The organism is Legionella pneumophila subsp. pascullei, assembly GCF_900637585.1.
GTDB lineage: Bacteria > Pseudomonadota > Gammaproteobacteria > Legionellales > Legionellaceae > Legionella > Legionella pascullei.
This window is the reverse complement of sequence record NZ_LR134380.1, coordinates 410,483-428,819: the sequence shown is the minus strand read 5'-3', so window position 1 is coordinate 428,819 and position 18,337 is coordinate 410,483. Positions and strand designations below refer to the sequence as shown.

Sequence of the window (18,337 nt, the reverse complement as noted above, 5' to 3'; positions counted from 1 at the left end):
TCATAGTTGGATATCTCGCTCATCAGATTGACCTACCAGGAATAATAGACCTAAAATTAAAAAGCATACTTAATTTATGGTTAAACAATGGATGAAAGACGGAAATACTTTCGGCTAAAAAACCATGGCGAAATAAATGCCAGCTTAGGCAATAATCCGATTGAGATTGTTGAAATTTCCTCCAATGGTGCTTTAGTACTTAAGCAAAATATTGATATTGCCAAGGAGGGAATTCTTAAATTACAAATCCATAACTTTATTATGGAACTTAGCTATGAAATAGTTCGTATTGAAGATAAAAACATAGTTATTCATTTCACAAAGGAAGACGAAACTAATAGATTATTTTTGGTGCTCAAACGATTAAGAGACGAACGAAAAAATAAAATATGACAATTTGACAGAACCTCTCCATAAGAAGTAATTCCAGTATACAAACATCTTCCTCATGGTAGAGCGGTTTAGAGAAAGCATCTCTGTAAGAAAAGCAAGTGTAAATCAAAAAGCATGAGCGCTGTTCATAAGAGTTTATTCTAAGGGTGAACTGTAGAGAGCCCTTTCATTTAAGAAAGCTTCCAGCGCTTGTGCATCCAATTCCACTGCTCTGGATGCGCCAAAATAATCTTTTCTAAAGCCTGATTATACGCCAAGGTATTCCGATATAACGATTCTTGTGTGGTTTCATAATCTTTCCAGGGAATAGGATCATGAAACTCCAAAACATGCTTTCCATTGGGTAATCTATAACTGGCTGCTGGTATAACTGGAATGCCAGTATGACGAGATATCGTTGCCAAACTTCTGTAGGTACCCGCTTTTTTTCCAAAAAACTCAACTGCTATCCCATCTCGATTCACTAGAGATGCATGCTGATCCAATACGAAGATTACGGCATGATTTTGTTCTAGCGCAACACACACCTGTTCCAGAGAATTTTTTTTAGGAATAACATGTAGGCCAGCTTGATAGTAGTTTTTGAACATAATGCGTTCTATGAACTTAAATCGCAAAGTACGCCTGATAAAATGAAACTGTCCTTTGAATTCCTTGAAGTTTAATACACCTCCCAAAGGCGCAAACTCCCAATTTCCAAAATGGCCGGTAACGACTAAAACTCCTTTTTTCTGTGCAACAACAGCCAACATTTTTTCATGGCCAAGCACTTCAACCTGAGCTTGTAATTTTTTTTCACTCATGAATCGTAACTGCAGTGCTTCTTTTAAAGATTTTGCGAGATGTGAGTAATACGCTTTTGCCAAGCGTTTTTTTTGAGATTCATTTAATTGATCATTATAAACTTGGCTAATATTAGAAAAAATTAATCGACGCCTGTATGGCAAAAAACGATAAATAAAACGACCTGCCAGCGTAATTGGTAATGCTTCTATTTGCTGAGCTAAATTATTCACAAGCTTTGATCACCAAACATACATTCATACTGGCAAACCCTCTGTTGATCATCATGGCATAGGAATTAGATGTTATCTCTCTATGCTCACGACTTACCGATAAACCTTCACACGCTGGAGCAATTTGCTGAAAATTAGCGATCCCGGGAGCACATTTGGTTTCAAGGGCATAAGTAGTGAGCACCGCATCCAATACACCAGAGGCACACAAAGTATGCCCCATGGACCATTTAAAAGCAGTCGCAGGAATTTTTTCTTGTTTGAATACTGATTTGATAGCCTGGGCTTCACTATCATCTGATTTACTGTTTCCGTTCCCATGACTTACTATTATCCCTATTTCCTCAAAATTTATTCCTGATGTACTTAATGTTCTCTCCATCAATGCAGCCAAATGTTGCCCATCTGTTTCAATAGAAAATAATCCGGTTGCTTCAGTAGCGGATAAACCACCGACTATCTCGCCATAACAAGTCGCAGCCCTCGATTTGACGCTAGCTTCACTTTCCAATACAAGAGCAGCAGCACCTTCAGCAAGAATAGTACCGTCATGCTCTTTATCAAAAGGTTTTAAATGACGATTACTCACCACGCCCAATTTTTCATAATAAAATAAACCCTGAGGTTCTGTACCTATATCATAGGCAACAACAACGGCGCGTTCTGCCTGCCCACTACGTATGGCATGATACGCTTCTAAAATTGCTTGTGTACCGCCTACCGCATGATTCGTAACATTGTGATTTGGACCTTTAAAACCATAGGTAATGCCTGTATAGGCAAGCACATTATTAGGCAAAATCCTTAATAACCACATGGGATGCACTTCATCAAACAGCTGGTTTGCAAAGCTACGCATATCTCCATGGGTTTTCGCCAACAAAGGTATAAAGTCATATTGTTGAAAGTACTTATTCCCTGGAGAACCAACATAAATAGCTGTTTGTTCATTAAATAACTCAACATCGGCAAGACTATCTCTATAAGCAATCATTTGGCTATGCTCTACCGCTTGCACTGCAGCGTTAATTCCCATGATATCCTGACGGGAAATAACTTTTATTAATTTTCTATCAGGCAACATCCTGGAAGGTTGAAAATCCTTTATCTCTCCCCCCAATCGATGCGACCATTGAGATAATTCCCAAAAATTAATTTCAGCAATTCCAGATTGGCCTGAAATTATCGCATTCCAAGTTTCATCAGCAGTTCCACCAGAGGCAGTTAGAGCACTGCGACCAGTAATAAAAACTCTATTCGCCTGACTCATTTATTTTGCCTCCTCGAATTCTGGATGCTTAAATAATAAGCAGCTATTAGAACCTCCAAAACCAAATGAATTAGATAAGACTACCCCTAATGATTTTTCACGCGGACCATCAACAACATAATCCAAATCACACTCAGGATCAGGCGTTTTTAAATTCGCTGTTTTAGGGATTTGCGCCTGCTCTATGGATTTAACAGACAACACCGCCTCTAGTGCGCCAGCGGCTGCAATTAAATGCCCTGTTTGACTCTTGGTAGAGCTAACAGGCAAATGGGCGATCCTGTCACCAAAGACCACTTTGATTGCATTCGTTTCACTTAAATCATTCATTTTAGTTGATGTGCCGTGCGCATTAATATAATCGACATCTCGTGGCTGCACTCCAGCATCCTCCAACGCACGTTTAATCGCTTGAATAGCGCCATCACCATTGGGATGTGAATCAGTTATTCGGTAGGAACTCAAAGAATTTCCCTCTCCGGCCAATTCGGCATAGATTTTTGCCCCACGAGATTTTGCTTTATTCCATTCCTCAAGAATCAAAAAAGCAGCACCTTCACCCAAGACAAAACCATTGCGTGTCGCATCAAAAGGGCGACTTGCTGTTTGCGGAGTCTCATTATAAGTTGATAACGCACCCAAAAGACAAAAGCTCGATAAACCCAAAGGGTTAATCATGGAATCAAATCCACCTGCCAACATAAAATCTGCATCACCTCTACGAATCACCTGCATTGCCAATCCCAATGCTTGGCCTCCTGAAGCACAGGCGGTATGGACAGAAGAGGCATAACCTGTAATCCCATATTGTTGTATTAATAAGGAAAGTCCAGAGTTTGAAGTAGTTTTACCAAAATCAACCAAATTATAAAAATCTCTGCTATTGGATTGCAGCTTTCCCCAATCAATTTCACCGTTTGCTGCACAAGTTTGTTGAAAACGCATTAAGTATTCGAACTCGGCCGTCATCATTCCACTGCCAGTTACTATTCCCCATCTATCGGATGTCTGCCTGGTAGGAAATACAGAAGCATCTTCAAATGCTTGACGTGCAGCCTCCAAGGCAAAATGAGTAAAAGACATGATAAACCGAGTATGTTTTCCCGAAATAGGCGTATCAGGTGAGAAGTTTTTTACTTCAGCAGCAATAGAGGTAGGAAAAGCACTGGCATCAAACTGTTTGATACTATCTATGCCAGAATGCCCGGCAATCAAATTGTTCCAGGTGGTGGATACATCATTCCCCAGAGGTGAAACAACCCCTAGACCTGTAATAGCAACACGTCGTTTCATGACTTCATTTACCTTTTGGAATAAGCACTATGTCGACAACACAGACTCTCTTGCCATCAACCTCACACCTATATGACAGTATTAACTCATCATCCGTTTGTTCTTTTACTTTGACATGACAAACTACCACGTCTCCGGGATGAACAAATTCATTCATTTTAATTTTGCGTAATTCACTAATTTGATAGGGTCTATCATACTTTGCTCTAGCTATAAACTCTTTCGCCAAATTCAATTTACATTCGAGTAGTACCGTCATCGGTAGTACAGGCTTATTAGGAAAATGATCCGGGAAATAAGATGCTGAACGAGTTATCCTTTTTTCAGCCATCAAGCTTATGCCTGGTTCACAAGCTAGGATTCTGTCAAATTGCATGGAAGAATTAATAGCTCCACAATTAAAGCAGCTTTCTTCTTTTAAAACAGGTAAATTGATGTCCACAATGGAAGACCAATCACCTGGTCGATAAATTTCTGCAAATTGCTGTATAACAACCTCTGTGCTAATAAAATCAGTCATAGGCAACATGGGACCCAATGCGCCATCTATAGTAAAAATAATGTCATTACCTACTTTAGCAATACTATGGTATTGAACTGCTTTTTCATCCAGCGCATCAATATTTGATTCAAGTAGTATAGTTTCACCCACATAAGCAGGTCGATATAATCGAGCACTCGAAACTACTCCAGCAACTGGCCTTGAAGTAAATTGATTATGTTGCACCACATTCCATGCTGCTAATTGCCCCAATGTTTCACCAATCAAAGAAGGCATAAAACAATGCCTTCCCTGATCATCAATGGTTAAATAAGCATCATCCCCTGTAACATGCTTTATCCCCTTAATCCATTCTCCTGGGGATAATTGGACAATCCGGTCAACAAATAAGAACCTCATCAGGCTACAGTTTCCATTGCTTGCTGCTGGGCTATAGCTGAAACAACCAGCTTGCAAAAAGTTTCTACGGTAAACAACATAGGAATTTCGTTAACTTTCATGTTTTGTTTAAACCGATCTGCAGGGACTTCACTCAAATAACTCTTTAAAGCCTGCAATCCTGATGCTGTTAAAATACCACCTTTCTCAAACTCGTCTTCAGCCAAATCACCACGAGCATTTTTTTCCAACTGACCTCTGGGGATTTTAATCTTGAATTCTTTTTCCAATTGAAAAACCAAATCAAGAAAATCGATAGATTCGGCACCTAAATCCTCAATTAAACTACTGTTTAAAGAAATTTCTTCTTCATCAATTACTAATACATCAGCAATAATTTCCCTGACCTTAGGGTAAACTTCAGCTACATTCATATTTTATCCTCTGAACCAACAAAGCTCGCAAAGCTTGAAATTATATCATAAAAATTACTTTTATCATCTACTACCCAACCTGACTATACCCTGCATCAACATATAAAGTATGGGCATTAATCATGGCTGCTTCAGGCAAACAAAGCAAATAGATAGCATTAGCCACATCTTCTGGTGTTAAAGCTCTGTCAGCCAAAGCATGAGCCTGATATTCATCCAACAACTGTTCTCTGTTTGGAAAATGTTTTAAGGCATCCGTATCGACTACACCGGCAGAAACAGTATTTACTGTAATACCATGAGTGGCCAGTTCCAAACTAAGCGAACGAACCAAGGCCTCCAGAGCTGCCTTAGAAGCACCAATAAAAGCATAATTTGGAATTGCTCTTGATGCACCTAAACTGGATAACGCAATAACTCGACTATTTTTGGGCATTAAATCAAGACCTTCCGTAACCAGGTGATTCAAAGCCAGAGCATTCGTTTCCAAACACCAGCGCCAATGTTTAGTGGACATCTTCAAAGCAGGTTTTAATACTCCGCTCGCTGCATTGCTCACTAAAAAGTTTAAGTGCTTAAAGTGCTCTCTGAATTGAGAGAACATCTCTTTAACAGATTGATAATCTGCTACATTCGCTTGTAAGGCAATTGCTTTTCTACCCAGATCACTTATTTCATTAACCAGGTTTTGTGCCTCATCAGAACTATTATAATAGACAATAGCAATATCACAGCCAGCGTGCGCTAATTTTAATGCCGTCGCTTTTCCTATTCCCCGTGCCCCACCCGTTATCAATCCTACCTTTCCTGAAAAAACTAATGAACTCATACGATACCCTATAGTATAAAATCCCACCAAACTACCGTTAATCTGCTGTGCTGTCAATGGAAATATAAGGGGCCTTTCAATTGGAATTTCATAATTTATCTTGTTTCCAAAGCACTTAATTTGTACCATCTCCACACCGTATAATTTATACTTATAATGAATGAAGTATTCTTGGAACAAAACTGTTTTTCCTATAGCAGCAATATTCTCTTTTCGATTATTGGGATTGTTTTTACTTATCCCGGTATTCACTCTATATGCCAGTCACCTGAGAGGAGCTACTCCCACACTAATTGGCTTGGCTTTGGGTAGCTATGGATTGGCTCAAGGATTACTACAAATCCCTTTTGGCATGCTTTCAGACAAAATAGGCAGAAAACCTATGATTGCCATAGGTCTTTTGCTGTTCGCTGGTGGAAGTTTGTTGGGAGCAATAACCAATTCGATTGGCGGAATGATAGCTGCCAGAATACTGCAGGGTGCTGGTGCCATCGGTAGCGTGTTAATTGCTCTTCTTGCTGATTTAACGCTTGATGAACAACGCACAAAGGCAATGGCCGTAATAGGGATAACTATTGGAACATCATTTAGCCTCGCAATGATAATTAGTCCGGCTCTTACCCACTACTATGGATTATCAGGGGTATTCTATCTCACGGCAGTTTTAGCTGTTCTAGGGATTATGATACTTTATCTAATCATTCCTAACCCTTCAAAAGAGCAGTTTCATGCGGATAGTGAACCTAACTTATCTCTAATTAAACCTGTAGTGACAGATCAACATTTACAACGCCTCAATTTCGGTATTTTTTGTCAGCATTTTATTCTTACAGCAACTTTTTTCGCTATACCCATGCTTTTAAAATATCAAATTGAAAATGGACAATTGCACCAGCAATGGCACTTTTACTTGCCGCTCATGGTATTTTCATTTATTTTAATGATACCCTTTATCATTATTTCAGAGAGACAAAGACGTTTAAAGACAGTATTTGTTGTATCTGTACTGCTTACGACACTCACACAGGGTTTATTAGTACTGACATCAAAAAACTGGTATTCGCTATGTGTCCTAATGTTTTTGTATTTCATTTCTTTCAACGTTCTTGAAGCAACATTACCCTCGTTAGTATCAAAACAAGCAACCCCTGGTAGTAAAGGTACTGCCATGGGTATTTATTCAACGAGTCAATTTCTGGGAATTTTTTTTGGAGGCTCTTTAGCTGGTATTCTTTATCAATGGCATGATAACCAAGCTATTTTTTTACTTAACATGATCCTTGGCTTTCTATGGCTGATTGTTTCACTGAGCATGAAATCTAATGTTTACTTTTCTACCTTAATTTTGCCTTTTACTGCAAAAAACGAAGAATCAAAATTAGTAGTTGAACAGCTTTTAAAAGTACCGGGGATTAAGGAAGTTATTTGGTCCAAGGGTGAAAACACACTGTATGTTCGAGTGGATAATCAAGAATATTTCACCGGAAGCGCTGAAAAAATTCTTCATCATAAAATTAACCAATAGCCCATTCTCATTGAGCCGCTACGAAATAACTTCTAAATTATGTATAATGCCAAACTAACTTTCGCATACAGGAGATCATTTCGATGGCAAGAGGTATTAATAAAGTTATACTGGTAGGTAATGTAGGTTCTGATCCTGAGGTACGCTATTTACCCAACGGAAATGCTGTTACTACACTTTCAGTTGCTACCAGCGAAACATGGAAGGACAAAACAACTGGTGAAAAGCAGGATAGAACGGAATGGCATAGGGTCGTATGTTTTAATCGTCTGGGTGAAATAGCCGGTGAATATATTCGCAAAGGTTCCAAGCTCTATGTTGAAGGAAGCTTAAGAACAAGAAAATGGCAAGATCAGCAGGGCCAAGATAGATATACAACTGAAATCATTGCATCTGATATTCAAATGCTCGATAGCAAAGGAAATAGTGCCTCAAATTACGACGACATGCCTTCATTTCAGGGGACATCCTCTCCTCAACAAGCCCCAGCAAAAAATCACTCAGCATCCGCTGCATCTACCGCACAAGATGCTTTTGATGAATTAGATGATGACATACCTTTTTAAATGATTAAAATAAAAGCCCGCATTAATGCGGGCTCAACATATACAGTGTATATATAATCTATAATTTACTCTTCTGTATCATCACTAGCAACAGGTCTGTCCATTAATTCAACTATAGCCATAGGGGCGTTATCACCGTCCCTATACCCACATTTAATAATACGGATATACCCGCCAGGTCGCTTTGCAAAACGCGGACCTAAATCAGTAAATAATTTACCTACCGCTGATTTAGAGCGCAGTATGTTAAAAGCACGTCTACGTGATGCTACTGAATCAGATTTACTAACAGTAATCAAAGGTTCTATATATCGACGTAAATCCTTTGCCTTGGGCAAAGTTGTTCTAATCAACTCATGCTCAATCAAAGAACAACACATGTTAGAAAACATGGCCTTACGGTGGCTACTTGTACGGCTAAAACTACGGCCGGAATTACGGTGACGCATAACAAAGACTCCTAAATATTACTCGCCAAGGTTTGCTGGCGGCCAATTCTCAAGTTTCATACCCAGCGATAATGATCGAGATGCTAAAACATCTTTAATTTCAGTTAGTGATTTCTTACCAAGATTAGGTGTCTTTAATAATTCACTTTCTGTTCTTTGAACCAAATCGCCTATGTAATGAATATTTTCAGCTTTCAAACAATTAGCTGATCGAACAGTTAACTCCAAATCATCCACTGAACGTAATAAAACAGGATCAAAATCATTACGTTCCTTATTGTCAGCACGTGATTCTTCAAATTTCATATCAACAAAGGCATGAAGTTGTCTTTGTAGTATACTAGCAGATATTCTTATTGCTTCTTCAGCATCAATAGTACCGTTAGTTTCTAATTCAATTGTAAGTTTATCTAAATCAGTCCTGTTTTCAACCCGTGCACTGTCAACAAAATAAGCCACTTTCTTCACAGGAGAAAAACTGTTATCAATCTTTAATTTTCCAACAGTTTTTTTCTCAATTTCATCATCATGATAGCGAACAAAAGCATCGGTATTATGAAAACCAATTCCTCTTTCAACTTTTAGGGTCATATTCAATTTACCCTTTTCATTGAGATTGGCAATAACTAGTTCAGGATTAATAATTTCCTGACCATGAGTCAGCTGAATATCTCCAGCTGTAACTTGACATGGTCCCTCTTTATTTAGTGTAACCTGTGCCTCATTTCCCACAGTCAATTTGATAGCAACTGATTTTAGGTTAAGTAACAAATCAACTACATCTTCTTGAACCCCTTCAATAGTACTATATTCATGCAATACACCATCGATAGAAGCTTCAGTAATGGCACTACCAGGCATAGATGACAATAAGATTCTTCTCAAAGCATTGCCGAGGGTGTGACCAAAACCTCGCTCCAAAGGTTCTAAAACTATTCGAGCTTTATAGGGCGACTCGGCCTGTACCTTAAGAACCTTAGGCGTCAACATTTCATTGATTTCAGTATACATTCAGCTATCTCTCCGAGCTTACTTAGAGTAAAGTTCTACAACAAGGTTTACGTTGTAGTCTGAAGATAAGTCCATTAACGTTGGAGCTGTAGAAAATGTGCCTTTAAAAGAAGCAATATCTACAGTAATCCAATCACAGGGGGCTCTTTGTTCAGATAAAGCTAAAGCAGCTTGAATACGACCTTGGTTTTTAGCCTTTTGCCGAACTGATACAGTATCCCCAGGATTAACCAGAAAAGAAGGAACGTTAACTACTTTATCATTTACAAGAATTGCCTTGTGTGCAACAAGCTGTCTAGCTTCAGCACGCGTGCTGGCAAAACCCATACGATACACAACATTATCCAAACGTCTTTCCAAAAGAGCCATTAAATTTTCACCAGTTGAGCCCTTTTGTCTAGCCGCCTTTTTATAATAATTACTGAATTGCTTTTCAAGAATTCCATAAAGTCTTCTAATCTTCTGTTTCTCTCTAAGCTGAATTCCATAGCTATTTAAACGAGGTTTTTTATCACCATGCTGTCCAGGTAACTTTTCAGATTTACACTTGGATTTATGATCACGAACCCCACTTTTAAGTAATAAATCACAACCTTCACGACGTGATAATTTACATTTAGGACCAAGATATCTAGCCATTAATTACTCCTGAGTCTTACACACGACGTTTTTTAGGTGGCTTACAACCATTATGTGGTATGCCAGTAACATCGGTAATTTCAACAATTTTAAAATCCTGGGTTATTAATTCACGAATAGTAGATTCACGACCAGGACCAGGACCATGCACAAATACTGCAACAGATTTCATACCATATTCTTTAGCAACAGCAGCAGCTCGCTCAGTTGCAACTTGCGCAGCATAAGGAGTACTTTTTCTAGAACCTCTGAATCCAGAACCACCAGAAGTTGCCCAACATAATGCATTACCTTGTCTATCTGTAAAGGTAACTATAGTATTATTGAAAGATGCATGTATGTGTACTATGCCATCAGACACTACACGTTTTACCTTTTTTCGTGTTTTTTGCTGCTTTGACTTTGTTATTGCCATCTTTTATTTTCCTACATGAAAAATCAACTACTAGTGCCTTTTCTACGGCCTTTTCTGGTACGAGCATTTGTCTTCGTACGCTGTCCGCGCAACGGCAATCCTCTTCTGTGCCTTAATCCTCTATAACAACCAAGGTCCATTAACCTTTTTATGTTCATTGTTACAACACGTCGAAGATCACCCTCTACAGTAATTTTTGCAATTTCAGTTCTCAATGCTTCCAGCTGAGCGTCTGACAATTGAGAAACTTTAACTGAAGGATCTATATCAACTGTTTTACATAACTTTAATGATGTTGTTTTACCAATACCATAAATTGCTGTTAAAGCGATTACCACATGTTTATGATCAGGTATATTAACTCCTGCAATACGAGCCATTAGTTTCTCCGAACGTTATTTGTTCTGTCGAAAGGGACAGAAGGATACTATTTTAATAAAATAAAATCAAGCAGATATTAACCTTGCTTTTGTTTATGACGGGCATCCTTACAAATTACTCGTATAGTGCCACTTCTTTTTATTATTTTACAATTGCGACAAATTCGCTTTACTGATGCTCTTACTTTCATTCCTAACTCCGATAAATCATAGCAGACCAGGTAACTTAGTACCTCTAAAATTCGCCTTTTTTAATAAAGAATCATATTGCTGGGTCATTAAATGAGCTTGTACCTGCGCTACAAAATCCATAATAACAACAACTATAATCAGCAACGAAGTACCACCAAAATAAAATGGAACATGCCATGTATACATTAGAATTTGTGGTAACAAACATACCAATACTAAGTAAATAGCTCCAACCAAAGTTAAACGAGTCATAACTGAATCTATATACTTAGTTGTTTGTTCTCCTGGCCGAATTCCAGGAATATATGCACCTGATTTTTTCAAATTATCTGCTGTATCCTTAGGATTAAATACTAAGGCAGCATAAAAGAATGCAAAGAACAAAATAGCTGCAGCATACACTATCAAATACAAGGGTTGACCTGGTGATAGTGCCATTCCCACATCAGATAACCATCCCAGCCCTTTAGTTTGCGAAAAAAATTGCGCTAAGGTTGCTGGTAATAAAATAATACTCGATGCAAATATTGGTGGTATTACACCTGACATATTTATTTTTAATGGTAAATGACTTGTTTGTGCTGCATATACCTTCCTGCCTTGCGTTCTCTGTGCATAATTAACACGTATTCGCCGTTGAGCACGCTCCATAAATACAACAAAACCAGTAACTACAACAACTACTACTGCAATTACAACCAAAGTGAGGGCTTGCATCTGGCCTTCTTTAACTTGTTGAAGTACAGAGCCTATAGCATTTGGCATACTAGAAACAATTCCAGAAAAAATGATTAATGAAATTCCATTACCAACACCTTTTTCTGTAATTTGCTCACCCAACCACATTAAAAACATTGTACCTGTAACCAAAGTTACAACAGCAGTAAAGTAGAATGAGAAATCCGGCTGCATCGCAATTTGCTGACTGGCCAACCATCTCGCCATTCCCATAGACTGGAATATGGACAATAGCAATGTTAAATACCTGGTATATTGATTTATTTTCCTGCGACCAGATTCACCCTCTTTCTTTAGCTGCTCCAATTTAGGAGAAACTACAGAAAATAGTTGGATAATAATTGACGCTGAAATATAAGGCATAATACCAATAGCAAACACTGTCACTCGAGACAAAGCTCCACCAGAAAACATATTAAACAAGCCAAATATGGTATTTTGTTGCTCGCTAAAAAAATTAGCTAATTTAGCAGGATCTAATCCTGGAACAGGTATATGTGCACCTAACCTATACACTAATATGCCTAGAACAACAAACATCAATCTTGACTTTAGTTCGGCTAATCCACCACGAGGCTTACTACCGTTATGCTTTTGGTTTTTCATAGTCACTCTTCTATACTACCGCCTAAACTCTCAATAGCAGAACGAGCTCCCTTTGTGACTCTTAAACCCTTAAGCTTAATAGCTGCTGTCAGCTCGCCAGATAAAATTACTTTTACATCTTTGATTGAGTTATTAATTAAACCTGCTTTGCGTAAAGCGAGTAAATCAATTACTTCGTCATTCAATTTTGCAAGTTCACCCAAACTCACTTCATCTATGGTTCGACCTACTCTAGACTTAAACCCCATCTTGGGTAATCGTCTTTGGATAGGCATTTGACCACCTTCGAAATTAATTTTGTGGTAACCGCCTGCTCTCGATTTTTGACCTTTATGTCCTTTCCCACATGTCTTGCCCAATCCAGAACCAATGCCTCTCCCCACACGTCTTCTTGTAGGTCTAGAGCCTGGATCTGGCGATAGTGTATTTAAATTCATTATGCACTCTCCTCAACCAACAACAGGTAATTAATTTCGCTTACAAGTCCACGAATTGCAGGAGTGTCACTATGCACCACACTAGAATTTGTTTTACCTAAACCCAGCTGTTTGGCTATAGCAACATGCTTTGGTTTTCTACCTATTGTGCTTTTAACCAAGGTTATTTTAATTTTTTTTCCCATAATTAGCCTGCCATCACTTCTTCAACTGTTTTTCCACGTTTGGCTGCTACATAGTCCGGCGTACCAATATGTGTCAATGCACCAATAGTGGCACGGACAATGTTACTTGGATTGGTAGAACCAATGCTTTTTGCAAGAATATTTTGCACACCCAGCACTTCCAACACGGCACGCATAGCACCACCAGCAATAATTCCAGTACCTTCGCTTGCTGGCTTCATAAATATCTTGGAAGCACCATAGTTCCATGTAATTTCGTGGAATATTGTAGTGCCTGAAAGTGGAATATAGACCATATTCTTTTTGGCTTGATCCATAGCTTTTTGAATTGCTATTGGAACTTCTCTCGCCTTTCCACGTCCAAACCCAACTTTACCCTTTCCGTCACCTACAACTACTAAAACAGCAAAACCAAAAACTCGCCCACCTTTTACAACTTTAGCCGTACGAGTTACCGATACCAATTTCTCTTGGTATCCATCTGACTTGGGTAATTCATCGAATGACATAATCGTTCCTTAAAAATCTAATCCGGCTTCGCGCGCACTCTCAGCAAGTGCTTTAACTCGGCCATGATATTTATAACCTGCTCGGTCAAATGCAACCTGAGTAATACCTGCTGCCTTAGCACGTTTACCCAATAGTTGACCAACTAAACTGGCTTGTTCAACTTTATTTTTTCCAGTCAAACTGGATCTTAATTCTTTATCAACAGAGGAGGATGCCACCAATACCTTATCGCCAAGTTGATCTGACTTAACAATCTGAGAATAAATATGCACACCACTTCGATACACAACTAATCTTGAGCGGCCTGATTTACGTATTAAGGCTTTGGCTTTTAATCCACGTCTATGTCGTGCGTTTTGCTTATTCATAGTTAACACCTTATTTCTTCTTAGCTTCTTTTCGAGCAATTTGCTCTCCAGCATATTTAACACCCTTTCCTTTATAGGGCTCTGGTGGTCTAAAAGCTCTAATTTCAGAAGCTATTTGTCCAAGAACTTGCTTATCAACGCCCTTTAGTAGAATTGTTGTATTATTAGGAGTTTCTACTGTTACACCCTTTGGTAACTCATATTCTATAGAGTGTGAATATCCTAATGATAAACTAATTGATTTATCCTTAGACTGAGCTCTATATCCTACACCAACTAACTCTAGCGTGACCGTATATCCCTCTGTAACTCCATGAACCATGTTTCTCACTAAGGCTCTAGCTGTACCAGCTTGTGCCCATCCCATTGGATCATTAGAAGCAGGTGAAAACTCTATTTTATTAGATTCCTTACTATGTTGAATATTAACCAATTTATTAATTTTCTGAGTTAATATTCCTTTTGGGCCTTTTACAGTGATTACTCCATCAACAAATGTTACCTCAACATTTGGTGAATGAACTACTGGGGCCTTTGCTACTCTAGACATATCATTCCTCGCAAGTATTAAGCCACTTCACAAATGACTTCGCCACCAACACCTTTTACTTTTGCTGATACATGGGTCATTATACCTTTAGACGTAGAAAGAATAGCTACACCAAATCCAGGTATTGAATGCAAATCCTTGTATGACTTATATACCCTTAAACCTGGACGACTAATGCGCTTAATAAATTCAATTACTGGTCTTCCATGATAGTACTTTAATTTTAAAGTAATGGATTTTAGACCATTTGGTAGTGTTTCTATAAAAAAATCTTGTATATATCCTTCTTCTTTTAAAACTCGAGCTATTTCTTCCTTTAACTTAGAAGAAACCAATGTTACTTGCTGATGTTTTGCTTGTTGACCATTTCTAATTCTAGTCAGCATATCAGCAATTGGATCATGCATACTCACAATTATTCTCCAATAAAATAGTTTACCAGCTTGATTTTCTACCGCCAGGGACATTGCCCACCATAAGCTGTTGTCTTAAACAAATTCTGCAAAGATTAAACTTGCGATAAACTGCGTGTGGTCTTCCACATTGCTTGCATCGAGTAACATAGCGAACAGGATTTGAATTAACTGGTAATTTTGCTAGTTTTGCCTGACTTTCCATTATTACCTGGAAATCATCAGATGATTTAATCAATTGTTTTAACTCGTTTCTGCGCTGTCTGTACTTTTCTACCAGCTTCGCACGCTTTGACTCTCGCATCAGCATTGATTTTTTAGCCACAATTTCACCCTTTTATTTTCTATCTTTGTCTTTCAATGGAAGATTAAACGCTTCTAATAAAGCCTTAGCTTCTTCATTTGTTTTAGCACTTGTTGTAATACAAATATCTAATCCTCGTATTCCATCAGTTTTATCATAATCAATCTCTGGAAACACGATTTGTTCATGTATTCCCATGCTGTAGTTTCCTGTTCCATCGAAAGATTTTGGATTTAAACCACGAAAATCTCTTACACGAGGTAAAGTAATAGATATTAATCTATCTAGAAACTCATACATACGCTCGCGTCTGAGAGTCACTTTACAACCAATTGGCCATCCTTCTCTTATTTTAAAACCGGCTATTGATTTCCTTGCTTTTGTAATAACAGGCTTCTGACCAGAAATCAGCGTCATGTCTTCAACAGCATGATTCATAACTTTTTTGTCACCGACTGCTTCTCCAACTCCCATATTCAGAGTTATTTTGAGAATCTTAGGCACTTCCATCACACTCGAATAGTTGAACCGTTTCATCATCATAGTGACGACGTCTTTCTTATAAAATTCTTTAAGTCTCGCCATTTCAATCACCTAACTCTATATACGGTCAATTATTTCATTGTTAGATTTATAATATCTAACCTTTTTACTAACACCATTATTGTCTAGATATTTAAAGCCAACCTTATCAGCTTTTTTTGTAACAGGATTGTAGTGAGCAACATTTGAAACGTGTAATGGAGCTTCACGTGCAATGATTCCACCCTTATTTTCAGGCTTTTGTGGATTAGGCTTAATATGTTTTTTAATTAGATTTCCACCTTCCACTACTACGGCATCATCAATTACTCTTAGAACCTTACCTATATGACCTTTACTTTTACCGGCAATAATAATTACTTCATCGCCTGATTTAATACGCTTCATATCTAATCCTTCTCACAAAACCTCTGCGGCAAGAGAAATTATCTTCATAAATCTTTCTCTTAACTCACGTGTAACCGGGCCAAATATACGTGTACCTATCGGCTCGTTTTGGTTGTTTAAAAGAACTGCTGCATTATCATCAAATCGAATCAATGAACCATCATCTCTTCGGACACCTTGAGCAGTTCTAACAACTACCGCTCTCATTACAGCCCCTTTTTTTACCTTACTTCTTGGTATAGCATCTTTCACGCTTACTTTAATTACATCACCTACACGGGCATACCGTCTGTGTGATCCACCAAGTACTTTAATACACATTACTTTACGTGCTCCGCTATTATCAGCTACTTCAAGCACTGTCTGCATTTGGATCATTTTTCTCTCCAGATCTAATTTCGACCAGAAAAAGGCTGCTGATTATATCAGGCCTTTTAGGGTTTTAAAAGTAAAACAATTAAGTTACTTATGAAATTACTTCGACTAATACCCAGCTTTTCGTTTTAGAGAGTGGTCGTGACTCACGGATTTTTACGGTATTACCAACTCGGCAAACTTGATTTTCATCATGTGCATGTAGTTTAGTTCTTCGCTTCATGATTTTCCCGTACTTTGGATGTTTCACAGTACGTTCAATCATAACTACAATAGTTTTATCCATTTTGTCGCTAACTACTTTTCCAATCATTGTTCTGGCATTTGATTCACTATTAGTAGACATTTCACTTACCTGCCTTTTCAGTCAAGATTGTTTTAACTTTTGCCACTGACTTACGCACCATAGTGATCAGATGTGTTTTATCTAGTGAGCCGCTTGCTTTCTTCATTCGTAAATTAAACTGATCTTTACGTAATGAAAGCAATTCATTTTGCAATTCTTCAACTGACATATTGCGCAATTCATCTATTTTTTTCATTACATTACCGTCCGCTCTTCAAACATCACTTTGAAAGGAAGTTTTGCTTTTGCAAGGTCAAATGCTTCCATTGCAAGTTCTTTACTAACACCTTCCATTTCAAATAAAACCTTACCTGGTTGTATTTGGGCTACCCAATACTCTACACTTCCCTTACCTTTACCTTGTCTTACCTCAAGTGGTTTTTGTGTGATTGGTTTGTCTGGAAATACTCTAATCCAAATTTTACCACCACGCTTTATATGTCTTGTCATAGCTCTTCGCGCTGCTTCTATTTGTCTAGCAGTTAAACGTCCACGCTCTATAGCTTTCAGACCAAACTCACCGAAACTAATTTTGCTACCACGAAGAGCCAAACCTTTATTACGACCCTTCATCTGTTTTCGGTACTTAGTACGCTTTGGTTGTAACATAATTTCAAATCCTCACTCACTGGGCGCTTTCTGTTGATCTTTTCTTTTGTGGGAGAATTTCACCCTTAAAGATCCAGACTTTTACACCAATAATTCCGTAGGTAGTCTTAGATTCAGCAGTACCATAATCAATATCAGCTCTAAAAGTATGTAAAGGTACCCTTCCTTCTCTGTACCATTCACTTCTTGCAATTTCAGCACCACCCAATCTACCACTTACACAAATTTTAATACCCTTTGCCCCAGCTTTCAGAGCAGAGGTAACAGCACGTTTCATAGCTCGTCTGAACATAACTCGTTGCTCTAACTGCTGAGCAATACCTTCAGCCACCAAAGTAGCATCCAATTCAGGCTTTTTCACTTCTTCGATATTCAAATGAACTGGCACACCAAGGTTATCTGAAATTTCCTTACGAAGTGTTTCAATTCCACCGCCCTTTTTGCCAATAATAACTCCTGGTCTTGCTGTTAAGATAGTCACAACAGCATTATTAGCTGGTCGTTCTATAAGAATTTTGCTAACAGCAGCAGCCATTAATTTCTTTTTTAGATCGTTTCGAAGTTTTATATCCTGAATTAAAAATTCAGCATATCGCTTTCCTGCAAACCATTTAGAGTTCCAATCTTTAATTATTCCAAGGCGTATACCTATTGGGTTTACTTTTTGTCCCATT

30 protein-coding genes are annotated in these 18,337 nt (G+C 38.2%); 3 read left to right on the top strand and 27 right to left on the bottom strand.

The features are described from left to right. Positions 1–87: 87 nt before the first annotated feature. Positions 88–393, top strand: a complete 306-nt coding sequence (locus EL201_RS01930) for a PilZ domain-containing protein (protein WP_027223444.1) — start codon at positions 88–90, stop codon at positions 391–393. A 170-nt stretch (positions 394–563) separates the two neighbouring features. Here EL201_RS01930 and EL201_RS01925 read toward each other — a convergent pair whose 3' ends face one another. From EL201_RS01925 to fabL, 6 genes are all read right to left on the bottom strand, one after another. After that, positions 564–1,409, bottom strand: a complete 846-nt coding sequence (locus tag EL201_RS01925) for a lysophospholipid acyltransferase family protein (RefSeq protein WP_027223443.1) — start codon at positions 1,407–1,409, stop codon at positions 564–566. Then, complete coding sequence (locus EL201_RS01920) at positions 1,402–2,679, bottom strand: beta-ketoacyl-[acyl-carrier-protein] synthase family protein (protein WP_027223442.1); 1,278 nt, start codon at positions 2,677–2,679, stop codon at positions 1,402–1,404. Before EL201_RS01920 ends, EL201_RS01925 begins: the two co-directional genes overlap by 8 nt. Continuing rightward, a complete protein-coding gene (locus EL201_RS01915) occupies positions 2,680–3,972 on the bottom strand; it encodes a beta-ketoacyl-[acyl-carrier-protein] synthase family protein (protein ID WP_027223441.1) in 1,293 nt (430 codons plus the stop codon). Between the two features lie 4 nt (positions 3,973–3,976). After that, the gene (locus tag EL201_RS01910; RefSeq protein WP_027223440.1) at positions 3,977–4,873 is read right to left on the bottom strand and encodes a 3-hydroxyacyl-ACP dehydratase FabZ family protein; all 897 of its coding nucleotides are present in this window, start codon (positions 4,871–4,873) and stop codon (positions 3,977–3,979) included. Further along, entirely contained in the window at positions 4,873–5,286 is a 414-nt protein-coding gene (locus EL201_RS01905; RefSeq protein WP_027223439.1) for an acyl carrier protein, read from the bottom strand. Before EL201_RS01905 ends, EL201_RS01910 begins: the two co-directional genes overlap by 1 nt. Before the next feature lie 70 nt (positions 5,287–5,356). Continuing rightward, the gene (gene fabL / locus EL201_RS01900) at positions 5,357–6,115 is read right to left on the bottom strand and encodes an enoyl-[acyl-carrier-protein] reductase FabL (RefSeq protein WP_027223438.1); all 759 of its coding nucleotides are present in this window, start codon (positions 6,113–6,115) and stop codon (positions 5,357–5,359) included. Between the two features lie 160 nt (positions 6,116–6,275). On the opposite strand from fabL, the gene EL201_RS01895 reads away from it, so the two are divergent. Beyond that, positions 6,276–7,640 (top strand): MFS transporter, encoded by a 1,365-nt coding sequence (locus EL201_RS01895; RefSeq protein ID WP_027223437.1) that lies wholly within the window; start codon positions 6,276–6,278, stop codon positions 7,638–7,640. A gap of 83 nt (positions 7,641–7,723) precedes the next feature. Further along, a complete protein-coding gene (gene ssb / locus EL201_RS01890) occupies positions 7,724–8,206 on the top strand; it encodes a single-stranded DNA-binding protein (protein ID WP_027223436.1) in 483 nt (160 codons plus the stop codon). A 65-nt stretch (positions 8,207–8,271) separates the two neighbouring features. On the opposite strand, the gene rplQ is transcribed toward ssb, so the two are convergent. From rplQ to rpsC, 21 genes are all read right to left on the bottom strand, one after another. Next, positions 8,272–8,655, bottom strand: a complete 384-nt coding sequence (gene rplQ / locus EL201_RS01885; protein WP_027223435.1) for a 50S ribosomal protein L17 — start codon at positions 8,653–8,655, stop codon at positions 8,272–8,274. A gap of 18 nt (positions 8,656–8,673) precedes the next feature. Next, entirely contained in the window at positions 8,674–9,666 is a 993-nt protein-coding gene (locus EL201_RS01880) for a DNA-directed RNA polymerase subunit alpha (RefSeq protein WP_027223434.1), read from the bottom strand. 18 nt (positions 9,667–9,684) lie between these two features. Continuing rightward, positions 9,685–10,305 (bottom strand): 30S ribosomal protein S4, encoded by a 621-nt coding sequence (rpsD, locus tag EL201_RS01875; RefSeq protein WP_027223433.1) that lies wholly within the window; start codon positions 10,303–10,305, stop codon positions 9,685–9,687. A gap of 16 nt (positions 10,306–10,321) precedes the next feature. Next, positions 10,322–10,720 carry a 30S ribosomal protein S11 gene (gene rpsK, locus EL201_RS01870; protein ID WP_010946101.1) on the bottom strand — a complete coding sequence of 133 codons (399 nt, stop codon included), beginning with the start codon at positions 10,718–10,720 and terminating at the stop codon, positions 10,322–10,324. Positions 10,721–10,743: 23 nt separating this feature from the next. After that, a complete protein-coding gene (gene rpsM / locus EL201_RS01865; protein ID WP_027223432.1) occupies positions 10,744–11,100 on the bottom strand; it encodes a 30S ribosomal protein S13 in 357 nt (118 codons plus the stop codon). Between the two features lie 77 nt (positions 11,101–11,177). Continuing rightward, entirely contained in the window at positions 11,178–11,291 is a 114-nt protein-coding gene (gene rpmJ / locus EL201_RS01860) for a 50S ribosomal protein L36 (protein ID WP_010946099.1), read from the bottom strand. Positions 11,292–11,307: 16 nt separating this feature from the next. Continuing rightward, a complete protein-coding gene (secY, locus tag EL201_RS01855; protein ID WP_027223431.1) occupies positions 11,308–12,636 on the bottom strand; it encodes a preprotein translocase subunit SecY in 1,329 nt (442 codons plus the stop codon). A gap of 2 nt (positions 12,637–12,638) precedes the next feature. Beyond that, complete coding sequence (gene rplO, locus EL201_RS01850) at positions 12,639–13,073, bottom strand: 50S ribosomal protein L15 (RefSeq protein WP_027223430.1); 435 nt, start codon at positions 13,071–13,073, stop codon at positions 12,639–12,641. Then, positions 13,073–13,258, bottom strand: a complete 186-nt coding sequence (rpmD, locus tag EL201_RS01845) for a 50S ribosomal protein L30 (protein WP_027223429.1) — start codon at positions 13,256–13,258, stop codon at positions 13,073–13,075. Before rpmD ends, rplO begins: the two co-directional genes overlap by 1 nt. A gap of 2 nt (positions 13,259–13,260) precedes the next feature. Then, a complete protein-coding gene (rpsE, locus tag EL201_RS01840; protein WP_027223428.1) occupies positions 13,261–13,767 on the bottom strand; it encodes a 30S ribosomal protein S5 in 507 nt (168 codons plus the stop codon). 9 nt (positions 13,768–13,776) lie between these two features. Beyond that, entirely contained in the window at positions 13,777–14,136 is a 360-nt protein-coding gene (rplR, locus tag EL201_RS01835; RefSeq protein WP_027223427.1) for a 50S ribosomal protein L18, read from the bottom strand. 10 nt (positions 14,137–14,146) lie between these two features. After that, on the bottom strand, positions 14,147–14,686 hold the full coding sequence (gene rplF, locus EL201_RS01830) for a 50S ribosomal protein L6 (protein ID WP_027223426.1): 540 nt from the start codon (positions 14,684–14,686) through the stop codon (positions 14,147–14,149). A gap of 17 nt (positions 14,687–14,703) precedes the next feature. Beyond that, positions 14,704–15,093 carry a 30S ribosomal protein S8 gene (rpsH, locus tag EL201_RS01825; RefSeq protein WP_014326634.1) on the bottom strand — a complete coding sequence of 130 codons (390 nt, stop codon included), beginning with the start codon at positions 15,091–15,093 and terminating at the stop codon, positions 14,704–14,706. Positions 15,094–15,121: 28 nt separating this feature from the next. Continuing rightward, positions 15,122–15,424: a 30S ribosomal protein S14 gene (rpsN, locus tag EL201_RS01820; RefSeq protein WP_027223425.1), complete on the bottom strand. Its 303-nt coding sequence runs from the start codon at positions 15,422–15,424 to the stop codon at positions 15,122–15,124. A 12-nt stretch (positions 15,425–15,436) separates the two neighbouring features. Continuing rightward, on the bottom strand, positions 15,437–15,988 hold the full coding sequence (gene rplE / locus EL201_RS01815; protein ID WP_027223424.1) for a 50S ribosomal protein L5: 552 nt from the start codon (positions 15,986–15,988) through the stop codon (positions 15,437–15,439). A gap of 15 nt (positions 15,989–16,003) precedes the next feature. Then, positions 16,004–16,333 carry a 50S ribosomal protein L24 gene (gene rplX, locus EL201_RS01810; protein WP_027223423.1) on the bottom strand — a complete coding sequence of 110 codons (330 nt, stop codon included), beginning with the start codon at positions 16,331–16,333 and terminating at the stop codon, positions 16,004–16,006. Between the two features lie 12 nt (positions 16,334–16,345). Beyond that, positions 16,346–16,711 carry a 50S ribosomal protein L14 gene (gene rplN, locus EL201_RS01805; protein ID WP_010946088.1) on the bottom strand — a complete coding sequence of 122 codons (366 nt, stop codon included), beginning with the start codon at positions 16,709–16,711 and terminating at the stop codon, positions 16,346–16,348. An 88-nt stretch (positions 16,712–16,799) separates the two neighbouring features. After that, positions 16,800–17,054 carry a 30S ribosomal protein S17 gene (rpsQ, locus tag EL201_RS01800; protein ID WP_010946087.1) on the bottom strand — a complete coding sequence of 85 codons (255 nt, stop codon included), beginning with the start codon at positions 17,052–17,054 and terminating at the stop codon, positions 16,800–16,802. Between the two features lies 1 nt (position 17,055). Continuing rightward, on the bottom strand, positions 17,056–17,250 hold the full coding sequence (gene rpmC / locus EL201_RS01795) for a 50S ribosomal protein L29 (RefSeq protein ID WP_010946086.1): 195 nt from the start codon (positions 17,248–17,250) through the stop codon (positions 17,056–17,058). Continuing rightward, complete coding sequence (rplP, locus tag EL201_RS01790; RefSeq protein ID WP_027223422.1) at positions 17,250–17,663, bottom strand: 50S ribosomal protein L16; 414 nt, start codon at positions 17,661–17,663, stop codon at positions 17,250–17,252. The genes rpmC and rplP overlap by 1 nt, the downstream gene beginning before the upstream one ends. 16 nt (positions 17,664–17,679) lie before the next feature. Then, the gene (gene rpsC, locus EL201_RS01785; RefSeq protein WP_010946084.1) at positions 17,680–18,336 is read right to left on the bottom strand and encodes a 30S ribosomal protein S3; all 657 of its coding nucleotides are present in this window, start codon (positions 18,334–18,336) and stop codon (positions 17,680–17,682) included. Position 18,337 lies beyond the last annotated feature (1 nt).